Origin of the sequence: Streptomyces sp. NBC_01549, from assembly GCF_026339955.1 — a bacterium.
Taxonomy (GTDB): Bacteria; Actinomycetota; Actinomycetes; order Streptomycetales; family Streptomycetaceae; genus Streptomyces.
The window spans coordinates 14,295-28,936 of record NZ_JAPEPW010000001.1 but is presented as its reverse complement, the minus strand read 5'-3'; the positions used below and the strand labels follow the sequence as shown (position 1 = coordinate 28,936).

At 68.2% G+C, this 14,642-nt stretch carries 12 protein-coding genes; 9 read left to right on the top strand and 3 right to left on the bottom strand.

Translation table 11 applies throughout. From position 1 onward, the window contains the following. Positions 1-278: 278 nt before the first annotated feature. The 5 genes from OG819_RS00120 to OG819_RS00100 all read left to right on the top strand — a co-directional run bounded on the left by OG819_RS00120 (position 279) and on the right by OG819_RS00100 (position 6,844). Entirely contained in the window at positions 279-1,841 is a 1,563-nt protein-coding gene (locus OG819_RS00120; protein ID WP_266647315.1) for an ABC transporter substrate-binding protein, read from the top strand. A 975-nt stretch (positions 1,842-2,816) separates the two neighbouring features. Then, positions 2,817-3,431, top strand: coding sequence for a response regulator transcription factor (locus OG819_RS00115; RefSeq protein ID WP_266426564.1), 615 nt, complete (start codon positions 2,817-2,819; stop codon positions 3,429-3,431). 232 nt (positions 3,432-3,663) lie between these two features. Beyond that, the gene (locus OG819_RS00110; protein WP_266647312.1) at positions 3,664-4,626 is read left to right on the top strand and encodes a type VII secretion system-associated protein; all 963 of its coding nucleotides are present in this window, start codon (positions 3,664-3,666) and stop codon (positions 4,624-4,626) included. A 309-nt stretch (positions 4,627-4,935) separates the two neighbouring features. Continuing rightward, complete coding sequence (locus OG819_RS00105) at positions 4,936-5,979, top strand: M28 family peptidase (RefSeq protein ID WP_266647310.1); 1,044 nt, start codon at positions 4,936-4,938, stop codon at positions 5,977-5,979. A gap of 421 nt (positions 5,980-6,400) precedes the next feature. Then, positions 6,401-6,844, top strand: coding sequence for an ATP-binding protein (locus tag OG819_RS00100; RefSeq protein WP_266647308.1), 444 nt, complete (start codon positions 6,401-6,403; stop codon positions 6,842-6,844). A gap of 232 nt (positions 6,845-7,076) precedes the next feature. Here the strand turns inward: OG819_RS00100 and OG819_RS00095 are convergent, their stop codons facing one another. Then, positions 7,077-7,640: an RNA polymerase sigma factor gene (locus OG819_RS00095; protein WP_266426554.1), complete on the bottom strand. Its 564-nt coding sequence runs from the start codon at positions 7,638-7,640 to the stop codon at positions 7,077-7,079. A 582-nt stretch (positions 7,641-8,222) separates the two neighbouring features. Here OG819_RS00095 and OG819_RS00090 point away from each other — a divergent pair. The 4 genes from OG819_RS00090 to OG819_RS00075 all read left to right on the top strand — a co-directional run bounded on the left by OG819_RS00090 (position 8,223) and on the right by OG819_RS00075 (position 13,479). Next, positions 8,223-8,852, top strand: a complete 630-nt coding sequence (locus OG819_RS00090; RefSeq protein ID WP_266647305.1) for an NAD(P)-binding domain-containing protein — start codon at positions 8,223-8,225, stop codon at positions 8,850-8,852. A gap of 360 nt (positions 8,853-9,212) precedes the next feature. Continuing rightward, a complete protein-coding gene (locus tag OG819_RS00085) occupies positions 9,213-9,797 on the top strand; it encodes a winged helix-turn-helix domain-containing protein (protein ID WP_266647303.1) in 585 nt (194 codons plus the stop codon). Between the two features lie 181 nt (positions 9,798-9,978). Then, positions 9,979-12,840 carry a SpoIIE family protein phosphatase gene (locus tag OG819_RS00080; RefSeq protein WP_266647301.1) on the top strand — a complete coding sequence of 954 codons (2,862 nt, stop codon included), beginning with the start codon at positions 9,979-9,981 and terminating at the stop codon, positions 12,838-12,840. Between the two features lie 312 nt (positions 12,841-13,152). Continuing rightward, complete coding sequence (locus OG819_RS00075; RefSeq protein ID WP_266647299.1) at positions 13,153-13,479, top strand: hypothetical protein; 327 nt, start codon at positions 13,153-13,155, stop codon at positions 13,477-13,479. Positions 13,480-13,598: 119 nt separating this feature from the next. Here OG819_RS00075 and OG819_RS00070 read toward each other — a convergent pair whose 3' ends face one another. Further along, positions 13,599-14,117 (bottom strand): hypothetical protein, encoded by a 519-nt coding sequence (locus tag OG819_RS00070; protein ID WP_266647297.1) that lies wholly within the window; start codon positions 14,115-14,117, stop codon positions 13,599-13,601. A gap of 30 nt (positions 14,118-14,147) precedes the next feature. Then, on the bottom strand, positions 14,148-14,579 hold the full coding sequence (locus OG819_RS00065) for a hypothetical protein (protein WP_266647295.1): 432 nt from the start codon (positions 14,577-14,579) through the stop codon (positions 14,148-14,150). Positions 14,580-14,642: the final 63 nt, after the last annotated feature.

Below are 14,642 nucleotides of genomic sequence, written 5' to 3'. Positions count from 1 at the left end.
GGCCCGGGGCGTTGGTGCGAACCCTCCCAGCGGGGGCCCAGCTCGCTCCCCGCTGCGCACTGGAGTGTCGGCGGCCAGCCCACGAGCCGGTACGGCGCGGACGAGATCCGGTCCGCACATCGACCCATCTCATCGACACCAGATGTGTTGTGCTGACGACGGAGATCGGGGCGCCCCCAAGGCCTGCCGTCGCGCCATACCCACCATTCCATGAAGTTTCCGGCCGCGCGCCGTGAATATGTCATCGATCCCCGTGTTGGATCCTCAAGGAGCAAGGCGTGTTCAACCGGATCCGAAGGCTGCGCCGAACGGCGGCAGCCATGGCCGTGTCGCTGGTGGCAGGATGCGGAGTCCTGTCCCATGGAAGTGCCCCGATCGTCGTCGGCACCACAAGTTCCCCGAGCACGTTGGACCCAGCTGAGTCCTGGGACAGTTCCTGGGAGCTGTTCCGCAATGTGTACCAGACACTGTTGAGTTACCCCGACGGCGCGGGGGATCCCGTGCCCGATGCCGCTAAGAGCTGCGGATTCACCGACAAGTCAGACCTGATTTACCGCTGCACCCTGCGCACCGGACTCACCTTCTCAAACGGCGACGAGCTCGACGCCAACGCCGTGAAGTACTCCATCGACCGAATAGTGCGGATCAACGCGTCCAGCGGTCCGGCGGGTCTGCTCGGGAACCTGGACCGGGTCGCCACCACCGGCGACCGCGAGGTCGCCTTCCACCTCAAGAGCCCCGACGCCACCTTTCCGTTCATCCTCACGACTCCGGCCATGTCGATCGTCGACCCTGCCGACTACCCCGCCACAGCCATCCGCGAAGACGGTCACATCACCGGTTCCGGGCCGTACACCCTGCGGTCCTACGAAACAGGTGAGAAGGCCGTACTCGTCGGCAACGAGCACTACCAGGGTGCGGCCGAGCGGAAGAACGACTCGGTGACCATTCGCTACTTCCACAGTTCCGCCGACCTCGCCGACGCTCTGAAGAGCCGGAAGATCGACGTCACCTACCTGGGTCTTGCCGCCTCCGACGTCATCGCCCTCCAGAGTGGGCGCTTCGGCGACGATGTCTCGGTCAGGGAGAACGCCGGCGTCGACATCAACTACCTGGTCTTCAACCCGTCGGATCGGTGGTCCGGGCAGCTTGCCGTCCGCAAGGCCGTGGCCCAGGTGGTCGACCGGGCCGCAATCGCCCACAACGTATACGCGGGCACGGTCGAACCGCTCTATTCCATGGTCCCCGCCGGACTGACCGGGCACACCCCGTCCTACTTCGACGAGTTCGGTGGCCCCAGCGCCGCCAAAGCCCGCAAGATCCTCACCGCCGCGGGTATCAGCGAACGCGTCCCGCTGACCTTCTGGTACACCACCGACCGGTACGGCTCGGAAACCGCGCTCGAGTTCCGCGAGCTCAAGCGCCAGCTCGAAGCCTCGGGACTCTTCACGGTGACGCTCAAAGGCCGTCCCTGGAAGACGTTCGTGGACGGCTACGAGAAGGGCGAGTATCCGGTGTTCGGGCGTGGCTGGTTTCCCGACTTCCCCGACGCCGACAACTACATCAGTCCCTTCGTGGGCGCCCAGAACGCCCTTGGGGTCCCGTACAAGTCGCCGCGGATCACCGGCAAACTGCTGCCGGAGTCGCGGCGTGAGAGCAATCGCACCTATGCGGTCCCACAGTTCAGGGAGGCCCAGCAGATCCTCGCGGGTGACGCCCGGCTGATACCGCTGTGGCAGGGAAAGCAGCACCTTGCGGCCTATAAAGACATCGTGGGTCTACAACGAGCGCTGGACCCGTCGTCGATCATGATGATGTGGGAGCTCGCCCATGGTGGCTGAACCCTTGCCACAGGCCACGTATTCACACGCGAAGCCAAGCTTGGCGTTGGTCGTTCGCAGTCGAACAGGATCTCGAACTTGCCGACGGTTGCGGCTGAGAACCTGACCCTCTGCTCCGTCACAGAGGCACTCGACCAGTATGAAAGTCGTGGCGATGGTCTGCTCCAGTGGGATGTCCCGTGCGATGCGTTTGTCGAACTGTCATGATTCCGGTCGGAGTTCTATGCGTGCCTGACCCAGTGGACCCGACGCCCTGTTCGAGCTGAGTGATGCCTTGCTCTGCGCGGACGGCTCGAGGACGCTGGTCGGTTTGCCTGAGACAGCCGGGCAAGGCCGTGGCGCGGGAGATACCCGTTCTCGGCCGTCACATGAGCGGCAGGGCGACCTGCGTAGACATGTTCGACCAGCAGCCGCCTGCGATGAGTAGTCAGTCAGGAGTGGCGGAAGGCCCGGAAGACCTCCGTGCGATGAAGACTCAAGACCCCCACCGCACCGGAGGTTTTCGCCGTGGCCAAGTCCGGCGGTGTCGACAATGCTCGTGATCAATGCAGCCGATACGGCCCGTGAACGCCTGGGAAGCAGCTCAACCTGCAGGCCTACTGATAAAGCCTGTCGGACCAAACGAGAGCTGAGTGGTCGATGTAGCCCCAGAGATTCGGGCGCGCCGGCCGAAGTGATGTCCTGGACCACAGGGGGAGGAAACCGAAAAGATGGCCGACGGAGGGAAAGAATCCAGCCAAGGCTACCAACTCGTAGCGCACGGTGAGTTGGATTGTTCGCGCGGCTTCTCCCGCTACGCACGCGGCATGCACGCCTGTCCGGCCGCTTCACTCCGTGCCCGAAAATTGCTCCGAACTTTCCTTGCCTTCAGGTCATCTAACAGAACAGTGACTCAAACACCTTGCATAACAGGTATCCGTTCACTGTCCCTCGCGCCCCCCCGCGCGGAATACCAGCCGTGGTGAGGAAGAAGACATGAGTGCTACGCACGTGGCGGTGTACTCCGAGGACCCGCTCACCCGGGCGGGTCTGATCTCCAACATCGAACGCTCGCCGCAACTGGCGCTGACCACGATGAGGGAGTCCACCACCGCCGTAGTGGCGGTGGGGAGCGCCGACAGTTTCGCGATGAGCCTCCTGCGCAGTCTGTCCACGCCGGCGAACACACGGTTCGTGCTGGTGGTGGAAGGCGGTTGGCACGTCGAACCGTCCGTCGCCGCCGAACACGGTGTACGCGCCGTGCTGTGGCGCGCCGAGATCAGCCCCGCGGTTCTGCTCCAGGCGGTGCAGGCGGTCGCAGCGGGCCACGCATGGCTTCCACCGGTGATCCAGAGGGAGTTGCTGGAGCAGATAGAATACGTCCAGCGGGTGGTACTGCACCCCCGAGGTCTGAGCGCCTCCGGACTGACCTCCCGGGAGATCGACGTGCTGCGCCTGGTCTCGGAAGGCCTGGACCTGTCCGAGATAGCGGTCAAGATGAGCTACTCCGAACGAACGATCAAGAAGATTCTCTCCGCCGTACTGCGCCGCCTCGGCCTGCGCAACCGCGTACACGCGGTCTCGTACGCCATTCGCGCCGGCATCATCTGATCCGCTCGTGTCAGCGACCGCGAAGGCCCCGGGGAACAGACAGGCATATGCGGGTCCTTCCCGGTCCTCCGCGAGCCATGACAGGTCCCGGCATCCGTCGCCAGACGTAGCGTACGCACCGCGGCGGAGGGCCTTCCAGCTTTCGGCAAACGCGACGAGAGAAGTGCGCCGGGACCTACGCGCCCTCGAGCCGCCGTCCCGCCCCTGATTTCCCTAACAGACGAGGACTCTCGTGAACATTGACACCGCCAGCGGGTCAGCAGTCGACGGCGGCCCCGAGACCGGTCCAGGGACACACACGCCCGACGACCCCGTCGACCAGTCCGTGTACGCCACCGAGCAGCAGTCGGACGAGGGGGAACCAGGGGGGTTTCGGCGTTCTTTCGCGCCGCCTCCCCAACCGACCGAGGAGCTTCGCCAGGCCGCCGCCCTCGCTCCCGATCATTGGCTGGGCATGGTCGACCCCGCCTGGCAGGGTGATGGGCCGCCCCCCGCATGGGCGTTGATCGGCCGGTGGCGGTCCGGGCCGACCGGAAAGATCGAAGAGTGGCAGGACAACAGCGACTACCGCCCTTCTCCGGAAGCACTCGGCTGGCCGGAGCCGACCGACGACGTGGACGCCGCGGTACAGCTCGCGAGTACGGGCTACGGCTCCGCCGACGACGTTCCCCGGACCCTCGCCGGGGCCGAGGTCGCGGTCCTGATCAGTCACGACGGCATTCCGCTGACCGCCACCGCGCCGGACGGCACGCCGGTACTGCCGGTCTACACCTCCCTGACACACGTTCAGGCGGCCGGGCGACTGGCCTACGATCTGGTGACGGTGGCGGACCTGGTCGAGAGACTGCCCGAGGAACATCTGCTCTACCTGAACCCGACCGGCGCGGTGAGCATGCTGGTCGAGACCGAGCCACTTCTTGAGGCACTCGCCGCCTTGGAACAGGCGGCGGCGGAACCGGAGACATCGCAGGAGAACACGGCCGCGGACGCACCGGACGGGGCCGGCGTACCTGTGGGCGCCTCGGCCGACTCACCTGATGACACTTCGGGGCAGGCAACGGCCGAAGACCCGGACCACGCTCCGCGGACGACTCATCGCGGGACCACGGGAGCCCCCGAAACGGCTGATGCCCCCGAAGCGGACCCCCTCCACCCCATCCCGGGCATGGAGCCCGAGTCCCACGTCACGAGATGAGCGAGTAAGGGGCGGGAGCACCCCCGACCTGAACCGAACCCGAACCGCGGCCACGCCCCACACAAGGTTTCCACCCGGCCGCGGGCTACTGGGCGTAGAGCCGGGGCGAGCCGAGCGAGGCTGGGAGCAGTGCACGGGATATGCCGCTTGTGGCCCCCGGCAGCACAGGTTCCCTGCAGAAACGGAGGCGCCTCTCCGGCCTCCATGAGGCCGGAGAGCGGTTCCGGACGGCAAGCTACGGTCCGCGGAGATCGGCCTCCCTATGTGAGCCTTCTCGCGCACCACTGCCTTCGCTATGTGAGGAACACGATGACGGAAAGCAGCGCGAGTGCCATCACGGCGGTGGTACGGGCTCTGGGGCCGCAGGTGGACGCGGAGCGCCTGAGACGCCACGTGCGGATCCTTGCAGGGGAACCGCACAGCCGGCGGCGGTCACCCGAGGCGATGGGGCGCGCGGAGGCGTATGTGGACGGAGAACTGCGCGCGTCCGGCTGGCAGGTCGATCGACGGCCGTTCGACGTACGGTGGCAGCTCGGCTCCACAGACCGGCACGGCAACCGTGCTCTCCCCCTCAAACTCCGTCTGCACCCGAGGCTGAGGGGCGCCAATCTCATCGCCGATCTTCCTGGATCCAGGACCGAGGAGCGCCCGACGGTGGTGATCGGGGCACATCTGGACACGGTCGACGGCAGTCCTGGGGCCGACGACAACTCCTCCGGGGTGGCCGCGATTCTCGAAATCGCGCGGCTGTTGGGACGCTTGTCCACCCCTCCGGCAGTCACGCTGGCCTTGTTCGACATGGAGGAACTCGGCCTGATCGGATCCCGGGTCGTGGCCAGGGAGCTGAGCAGGGCCCGGCCCATCGCGGGCATGATATGCCTCGAGTCGGTCGGCGTCTTCTCGGCCAAGCCTGGCAGCCAGCGGCTTCCGCCGGGATTCTCGCGGGCCTTCCCTGACGCGGCCAGAGCCGTCCGCGCCATGGAATATCGGGGCGACTTCACACTCGTGGTGCACCGCCGGGCTTCTGACGCGGCAGCCGAACTGTGGCGGCGGACCGCTGCGGAGGCCTCGCCGGCACTCCCGGGCATCACGCTGCGCGACCCTCGCCCGGACGGAGTGGCGGGCGTCCTTCTCGGCCTGGCGGTACCGCCGTTGAACCATCTGGGCCGCAGCGACCATGCGTCCTTCTGGAACCGCCGCATCCCCGCACTGATGCTGACCGGGACCGCGAACTTCCTTAACCCTCACTATCATCGGCCCACCGACACGCCTGAGACGCTCGACTACCCACGACTGGCATCGGTCACCCTGGCCACGGCGGTCACCGCGCTGCATTGGCCCCGCTCCCGTTGACGCCGCGTCTCACACGGACCCGGCGACAACCGAGCCGGAGGACAACGGGTTCGTAGCCGAGTACCGCACGCTGCGCCGCCGTGGTGCCTTCGTCGAAGTCACGCAAGACGAGCATGAGGGCACCCTCATGCCGCTCACCACGCGGCTGAGGCCGCCGGTGGAACGCGGAGCAGAAAGAGATACGGCCGCTCCTCTTTCGAACCCTTGACGTCCCCGGGCCGACCACTACCTCAGTTCTTCCTCAGCTCCCACTCACCTGAAGAACAGATCCTGCGGGCCCCCGACGGCCCACTGGCTGTCAGGCGGCGCGGGAATCAATATTCGCGCTGCAGATTCCCGTCAATCCGAGCGGGCGTACAAGACTTCGGAAGGCGTTATGCAAACTCTTTGCTCCTCGACCACTCCTGTCAACCGCGCCGAGGTGGTCGCCTGGCTACCGCCCGACCCCGCGATCGTCGGTCATGCCCGCTCGCTCACAGCCGCGGTACTGACCGGATGGGGTCTGAGCGAGCTGGTGTACACCACCAAGCTGATCGTCAGTGAACTCGTCACCAACGCGGTTCTGCACGCTCCCCTTTCCGGGGCCCGGTTCCGCCTGGCGGTCGGTAACAGCACCCTTCGCTGCGTCGTCTCCGACGACGGCAGAGGCATTCCGCGCGTCGTCCAGACGCAACCTGACGAGGTCCACGGCCGTGGCTTGCTCCTGGTATCCGAACTAGCCGACCGGTGGGGCGTCCGGGCCACCGAAAACGGTAAAGCGGTCTGGGCCATGCAGCGCATCCCCGTACGCGGTGGACCGTCGCGCTCTGCGGGGGAGTGTACATCTGACGGCGGGTCCGACGATCACGAGAAAGACCTCAAGTGACGGATACATCAGTGGGGTTGGGGATCACGAAGCCGGTCGGGAGTGCCCTGCTGGGCCGGCCTGCACCCGTGTCGGGCGAGCAACTGATCGCGATGCTGGTGGGGCGTGGCCGGTCGTAGGGGCTGCGGCTGACCGGGCCGGGCGGCCGGCTGCATCGGAGATCGCCGAGTGGCCCTCGGCACACCCGTCCCGGCGACGTGATCATGGCGGCCCCGGGGACATCGGGGAGTGATCACGGACCCTCGGCCAGCCAGGACCTGATGGCCCTGCGTGCTTGATGCAGACGGGACTTGACAGTACCGAGCGGAATTCCGAGCCGCTCCGCGACCTCCGCGTAATCCAGTTGGCAGAAGTCGCGGTACACCACAGGATCCACGAGGTGGGGGTGTTCCCGCTCGAGACGGTCCAGTGCCTCCAGCAGATCGACGCGCGAACCGGCGATCACGCTGGTCGTCCGGGGGTCCGCGTGTAGCAGCTCGTCCATCGTCAAAGGCTCTTCGGCCCCGCGCCGCTTCAACTCACGGTACTTCTGGCGAACGCAGTTGACCACCACCGGGTGCAGCCAGGTGGTGAAGCGGCTGCGCCCCTGAAACGAGGTGATGTTCCGGGCTACCTGAAGCAGCACTTCCTGCGCTGCTTCCTCCGCGTCCTCGCGGCACGGAAGAAATCTGCCGCAACGCCTGATGACCTCCGGACCGATCAAGTGGAGCAGAGCTTCCAGGTCCTGCCTGTCACCTGCGGCGGCCCGCACAGCGAGCCGTTCGATCTCCTCCGCGCGCTGCACAGATGCCTCCATTGGTGTATGGTTTATGTGTTAACTGTAGCGCGGATAACGCTCTCGTACCTGATGCAGACGCCACTCGGCCTCCGCCGCTCGTCCATGACGCCCCGCCGTCACCAGGCCTGGCACCAGGAGCAGCCCTGTCCGTTCGCTTCGCCCTCGGTTCCGTGCGCGTGGGCTCAGGCAACCCGCCGGTCTGCCGAGGCGGCGGCCCGCGGAAGATGGCAGCCCTGCGTGAGTCCTCGCGCCCGGTGACCCGTCGCCGCAACTCGTTCCCGAGCGCGTGCCACCACGCCCGCGGCCCTGAGGAGCGTTTCGCCCTGCCCTTCTGCCCCCTTCGGGCTGGGTGCCCCTGTCGGCAAGCCGATCGGCTTGATCGGTTCCGCTGGTCGTCAGTACCGCGGTGCCTGAGCTCATGAGGCCGCTGCGGCTGTGCGCGATGTGTGCTCGCGGACATCTCCTTCTCCCTCCCGAACTCCCCGCCGCGGTTCGCCGCAGCGCATTCCTGACGGCCTTTTATTCTCTTCCGGGTTCACAAGGTTCTCCGCGTTCACAGGCTTCGGCTGCACACCTCGGTCACGAAGGTAGGTACACCTCATGAGCACTATCAGCATCATCGGGCTGGGGAACATGGCCCATGTCCTCGGCGCCCGCGCGGTCGCCAGTGGCCATAGCGTCCAGGTGATCGGCCGTGACGCGGCCAAGGCCGCCGCTCTGGCCGACGAACTCGGCGACAACGCCACGGCCGGAACGCTCACCGATCCCCCTTCCGGTGACATCGTCGTCCTCGCGGTGCCCTACGCCGGCGCGGCGTCCGTCGTCGCTCACTACGGAACCGCGTTGACCGGCAAGGCCGTCGTCGACATCACCAATCCCTTCGATCTCGCCACCTTCACCGACCTCGTCACCCCTGCCGACAGCTCGGCGGCCCAGGAGATCGCCAGGACTGCCGCCCCGGGCGTGCACGTCGTCAAGGCGTTCAACACGCTCTTCTCCGGGGTCCTGGCCGCCGGGGAAGCCGGAGGCCGACCGCTCGACGTCTTCATCGCGGGCGACGACGCCGGAGCCAAGGCGTCGGTGGCGTCGTTCATCGAGAGCCTCGGCCTGCGCCCGCTGGACACCGGCGACCTGAAGATGGCGCACTGGCTGGAGGGCGCCGGCCTGCTGATCCTAGGGCAGGCCAGCAGGGCCAAGGACTTCTCCCTCAGTATCAAGATCGTCGGCTGAGTGCCGGCGACAGGCCGCTCTCGCGGAAGATCACCTATGGTGGCAGGAGCGTCGATGAGGAACACGCGCCGCGTCACTCATCTCGTCGCGGGGCCACCCGCGCCCCGCGGTTCCGAAGCGCGGCGGCCGCCACGATCCTTCGTTGCCGGTCGGCGCGGACCCGGCGCGCCACGTGCCGCGCGAGTACCACGAGTCCGTGCGGACGCCGCGTAGCAGCGGCAGGAACAGCCAAGCACCGGCTCCGGCCACTCTTTCAGGACTCCGGCAAGGACAGCGGAGTCCTGCGGACGGCAGGGCAGGCCGTCGGAGATCCACTGCCTGTGCGCGCGAACGATGTGCCGTAGTCCGGAAAGTGAGCAGATGTCAACGAAAGCCGCGTCGGCGATTCCGAAGCAGACGACATCACCCCCTCCTGACCCCGCCTCGCGGTACACACGAGGCGGCGGGCTGACCCGTGAGGAGCGGCTGTCCCGCCAACAGCTCCGCATGGAAGCGGCCGGGTGGTTCGACCGAGGAGAGAAGAGCTCGGTGATCGCTACGGAGTTCGGCGTTCACGTCCGGTCCGTGGAGAAGTGGCGACGGGACTGGCGGGGCGGCGGAGCCAAGGCGCTGCATGCACAAGGCAACCGAGCAGCGAGGCGTCTGAGCGATGCCGAGTTCGCCGCCCTGGAGGCGGCTCTGGTCGACGGCCCGATGCCGCAGGGCTGGCCGGACCGGAGGTGGACCCTGTCCCGGATAGCAGCTGTGATCGAGCGTATGTTCCAGGTGAGCTACACGATCCAGGGCGTACGCAAGCTCCTCCTCCGCCATGGATACTCCCACCATCTCGGCGGCCGGCAAGCGGCTGAGCCGTGCCATGGAGCCGTCACCGGATGGGTCAAGGACACCTGGCCACCGGCGCGCACAGCAGCGGCCGACGGAGAGCGCGCCGAGGCCGAGGCCTGAGCGGAACGGACACGTCTGCTTGAACCGTACGCCACGCGCGCGCTGCTTGGTCACTCTGAGTGGTCAACCGGGTGCGGCGCCGGGTTCGGCGGCGGGTTCGGCGGCGCATCCCCTGACCGCCGGCACATCCGGGAGATATCTTTGTCTTGTATGCCGCCTGACCATCCACGGTAGGTGAACCATGAGCCTGGACGACGGTGCCGGTACCGAAGCCCCGCCGGTTGACACCGAACCGCCGACAGTGAGGCCCAGTACTGCCGCGGTCGGCGTGAACGGTCCGGGCGGCTATGAGCTGCTGCGGCTCGGCCTGGAGCAGGCGGTGGCCGTGCTCGGCGGGCTGGGCAGCATGCTGCATCTGGGCGTCCTGGGGAGCGGCTCTCTCTACCTGGTGGCGAGCAGCGGGCTGCCCGGCGCACTGGTGCGGGAGTGGGCGGAGATAGGCCGCGGGGAGCAGGTCCCGGCCGCCCGCGCGGTGCGGGAGAGCACCGCGGTGTGGATGCCCGCCGATGCGCCGGGGGATGCTGGAGTCGTGCCGGGGCGGCCTTGCCGCGGGACTGGAATACTGTCGGTCCCGCTGACCGCCCCCGGGGGGCCGCAGGGCGCGGTGTCCGTTGTCACCTCCGCGCCGGGTGAACCGGGGATCGAGGCGCAGCGACTGCTTGGCGCCGTCACCGAGTGGGCCACCGACTGGCTGCGACGGTGCACGGCGGTGCCGGGCGCGGCCGACACCGGGTGGTACGGATACGGTGAGTCGCTGACCGGCCCGGAGGTGATGGTCCCCTGGGGCTGGGACTTCACCGACGGCGTGGTATTGGGGGACCGGTCCGCGCTGGGGATCCTCGGCCTGGATCAGGGCACCTTCGACGGTCGGATCGGCACCTGGCGGCGCCTGGTTCACCCGTGGGACCTGCCGCCGCTGCTGGCTCGTATGGACGAGGCGATCCGGGCCCGCTCGGCGTACAGCCTGGAGTACCGGCAGCGGGGACAGGACGGGAGCTTCCGCCGACTGGAGGCATGCGGGTATGCCCTTACCCAGCCGGACGGCACATCCGTCCGGCTGATCGGCACGCTGAGGGACATCACGGGCACCGGTCTCGCCCCGTCCTCGGTCAGCCGGGCCCTGCTGAACATGAGCGACGGACTCCTGGCCGTCGACAGAGGGTGGCGGATCACCTTCGCCAACCCGGCGGCCGAACGCCTGCTCGACCCGTCAGGCCCCTTGCCCGGCCGCCTGCTGTGGGAGGCGGTCCCCGACCTGCTCGATTCCCGCGTGGACACCTGCCGCCGGGCACTCGACGACGGCCGACCGGTCGCCTTCGATCTGCGGAGGCCCACGGACGGGCGGTGGCTGCACGTGCGGCTGGTTCCCGTGCCCGAAGGCCTGACCCTCTCCTTCACCGACGTCACCCGCGTCCGACGCCTGGAGGACCAGCAGGACGCGGAGCGCACCGCCCGGATTGCGGAGTTGACCCGCGCCCTGGCGTCGGCGGTCACCGGACGGGACGTCGTCGACGTCGTCGACGCATACATGCTGCCGCTGTTCGGCGCGGACGGAGTCGGCGTCTGGGTTCAGGAAAACGAGCGCATCTTCGCGGTGGGCACGTCCGGGTACCCGGCGGAGTTCGTCAGGCGGATCGAGGGAATCCGCGTCGAGGACACTCCACCGGTCGCCCAGGCCTTGATCGACTGTGTCCCCAACTTCATCCCCTCGGCGGAGGAGTTCATCCGCCGCTATCCCGCGATGGCCGACACCCCGGCCGCGGACGGCAAGAAGGCGTGGGCGATGCTGCCCCTGGTCGCCTCCGGGCGCTCCGTCGGATGCTGCACCCTCTCCTACAAGCGGCCGCACGCCTTCACGCAGGAGGAACGCACCCTGCTGACCGCGCTGAGCGGACTCGTGGCCCATGCCCTGGAACGCGCCCGGCTGTACGATGCCGAGCACGGCAGGGCCCAGGAACTGCAGCGCGGCCTGCTGCCCCGCACACTGCCCTCGTTGGCCGCCGTCACGGCGGCGGCCCGCTACCTGCCCGCCGGCGAAGGCATGGAGGTCGGCGGCGACTGGTACGACGTCATCCCGCTCTCCGCGGACCGCGTCGCTCTGGTCATCGGGGATGTGATGGGCCATGGCCTGTCCGAGGCCGTCACCATGGGCCGTCTGCGGACCGCCGTCCGCACGCTGGCCGACCTCGAACTGCCACCGGAAGAGATGTTCATCCATCTCAACGAACGGGTCAACGGCCTTGGCGACGACTTCTACGCCACCTGCCTGTACGCCGTGTTCGATCCGACCAGCGGGCTCTGTTCCCTCACCACGGCAGGCCACCCGCCACCGGCGGTCGTCCATCCCGACGGCACCGCCTACTTCCCCGACCTCCCGCTCAACCCGCCACTCGGCGCCGCGACCCCGCCCTTCGACACGACTGTGATCCAGCTGCCGGAAGACAGCCTGCTGGTCCTCTACACCGACGGCCTGGTGGAGTCCCCGGACCGCGCGCTGGACCAGGGCATGGGCCACCTCGCCCAGACCCTTCGCACCGTGTACCGAAACGGCGCCACCGACCCCGAAAGTCTGTGCGACGCTCTCGTCGCCGCCTTGCTGCCTGATCCGCAGCGCGCCCTCGACGACACCGCGCTGCTGGTCGCCCGCACCCATGCGTCGGCCCCGGCGGACCTGGCCTGCTGGTCGCTCCCGACGGATCCCAAAGCCGCGGGCCAGGCCCGCCACCACATACACGACCAGCTCGACGCCTGGGACCTGCAGGAGCTGGCGATGCCGACCGAACTCATCGTCAGCGAGCTCGTCGGCAATGTCGTGCGGCATGCCAAGGGGCCGGTCATGCTGCGTCTGCTGCGCAGCCGGACGCTGATCTGCGAGCTCGCCGACGGCAGCGCCACCATGCCCCGTATCCGCCGGGCCTCGGACATGGACGAGGGAGGACGGGGACTCCAGCTGATCGCCGCGCTCACCGACCGCTGGGGAGCCCGCTACACCCCGTCCGGCAAATGCATCTGGACCGAGCAGTCCCTGCCCGTCGCTCACTAGCACCGCCCGACGGCGACGACAGACCGTCGCTTCCGGACCCCTTGCGGACGCTGCCGGTGGCCGGGCAGTGGCGCTGGACGACGGACACCCGCGCCCCGATTCATGGTCTCCTGCGGAAGACCCGCGTGCGGGCCCGTTGGGGTACGTCCTCGGGGGCGGAAAGGCACGCTGCCCCAGGAACGGTGGGCTGACGGCGGGCGGAGCGATTCAGTTGGGGATGAGCTCCGGGATGGGGGCGAACGCTGAATCGTCACGGGCCCGCTTCGCCGTGGCTCGTGGTTGCCGAGGCGTTGACGGAAAGGGCGGTCGGTGATGAGCGAGACGGTCAGGAATGACGCTGAGGCGATGGCCCGGGTGGGGTCGGCCCTGGGTGAGCTGGGTGAGCGGTGGAAGGATCTCGCGGACCGGCTCCAGGCGCGGACGCGGGAGCTGGGCTCGGGGGATGTTTTCGGTGATGGTGAGGAGGGCCGGCAGTTGAGGGAGAGTTTCCTGCCGGCTCAGCAGGGGCTGGTGGAGGCAATACAGGGTCTGGGTCCGCTGGGGGCGGGTTCGGCGGACGCGGCGCACGGCACGGCGGGTGTGTTCCAGCAGGTGGATGAGACGACCGGAAAGATCGCCGCCGATCTCAGAGACAGCTGACCGTGGACACCATCGAGTTGCCGGGGGCGTTGGCCGCGCTGGCGCCGGTCGTGATCGGTGACCGGTGACCGGTGGCCGAAGGTCAAGGAGGGGCTCCTGTGGGAGCTGGGGCAGCTGGATCAGGAGGCGGCCCGGCTGCTGGCTGAGATCCTTGAGGCGTTGCGGCGTGTGATTCCTGGTGCGGCTGCCAGTGCGACCGGTCCGGCCGGTGAGGCGATGACGGATCTGCTGGACCGGCTGTCGTCCGTGATACCGGATCTGGTGGAGACGGCGACCGCGCTGGGGGATTCGGCGAAGTCGACCGCGGCGGAGATCCAGTACGGCAAGTTGATGATCATCGCGGTGATGATCTGGCTGGCGGCGTTGCTGCCGTGGTCGTGGGTGCCGGGTGTTTCGGCGTTGATCGAGGCGGTGGAGGCCGCGGCGGCGGTGGTGGCCAGGACGCTGCTGGGCCGGATTCTGCGTTCGGTGGCCGCGCGTGCGTCGTTCTCGCGTGCGTTGCAGGCGGCGGGTGCGGCTTCCGCGAGCCGGATCGCGCAGTTGCTGGAGCGGCTGGGTGTGGAGAAGGGTGTGGCGCGTTCGGCGGGTGAGCTGGGCGGCAGGATGGTCAACGGCGCGCTGGCGGGTACGGCTTTCAACGTGGGTCTGGACGTGGGGATCCAGGCGGGTCAGATGGCGGCGGGGGTGCGGCGGTCGTGGAACACGCAGAGTACGGCGTTCGGCGCGTTGACGGGTGTGGCCGGTGGCATGCTGGGCGCGGGTCTGATCCATGGGGTGCAGTCCGCGGTGGCCAGGCTGGGGGAGAAGTTCGGGGCGCGCAGGGCTGACGCGGAGGGGCTCGCGGGCGCGGAGCGGGTCCACCGCGTGGCCGAGATCCGGCAGGAGATGACGAGCTGGGTGACGCCGCCGGCGGTTACGCGGCCGGCGTGGAAGGCGGAGAGTTTCGCGGAGTGGAAGAGTGCCGCGGGGCTGAGGTCGCTGCCGGCCAGGGCCGCGGTGGGCGGGGCGGCGGGGCTGGGTGCCACGGTCCTGGGCAATGTCGTGTCGGGGTATGGCAGCAGTCTGCCGTTCGGGTTCATCTCCGGTGCCGTCGGTGTCATGGCGGAACGGCCCCACATCCACGTTCCCCACAGGGTGCGTTTCTTCTTGAGGGACGAGAAACA

Coding starts and splice junctions, on each gene's coding strand:
- OG819_RS00115 (WP_266426564.1), top strand. CDS start 2,817: ATGAGTGCTACGCACGTGGCGGTGTACTCCGAGGACCCGCTCACCCGG.
- OG819_RS00105 (WP_266647310.1), top strand. CDS start 4,936: ATGACGGAAAGCAGCGCGAGTGCCATCACGGCGGTGGTACGGGCTCTG.
- OG819_RS00095 (WP_266426554.1), bottom strand. CDS start 7,640: ATGGAGGCATCTGTGCAGCGCGCGGAGGAGATCGAACGGCTCGCTGTG.
- OG819_RS00090 (WP_266647305.1), top strand. CDS start 8,223: ATGAGCACTATCAGCATCATCGGGCTGGGGAACATGGCCCATGTCCTC.
- OG819_RS00085 (WP_266647303.1), top strand. CDS start 9,213: ATGTCAACGAAAGCCGCGTCGGCGATTCCGAAGCAGACGACATCACCC.
- OG819_RS00080 (WP_266647301.1), top strand. CDS start 9,979: ATGAGCCTGGACGACGGTGCCGGTACCGAAGCCCCGCCGGTTGACACC.
- OG819_RS00075 (WP_266647299.1), top strand. CDS start 13,153: ATGAGCGAGACGGTCAGGAATGACGCTGAGGCGATGGCCCGGGTGGGG.
- OG819_RS00065 (WP_266647295.1), bottom strand. CDS start 14,579: ATGACACCGACGGCACCGGAGATGAACCCGAACGGCAGACTGCTGCCA.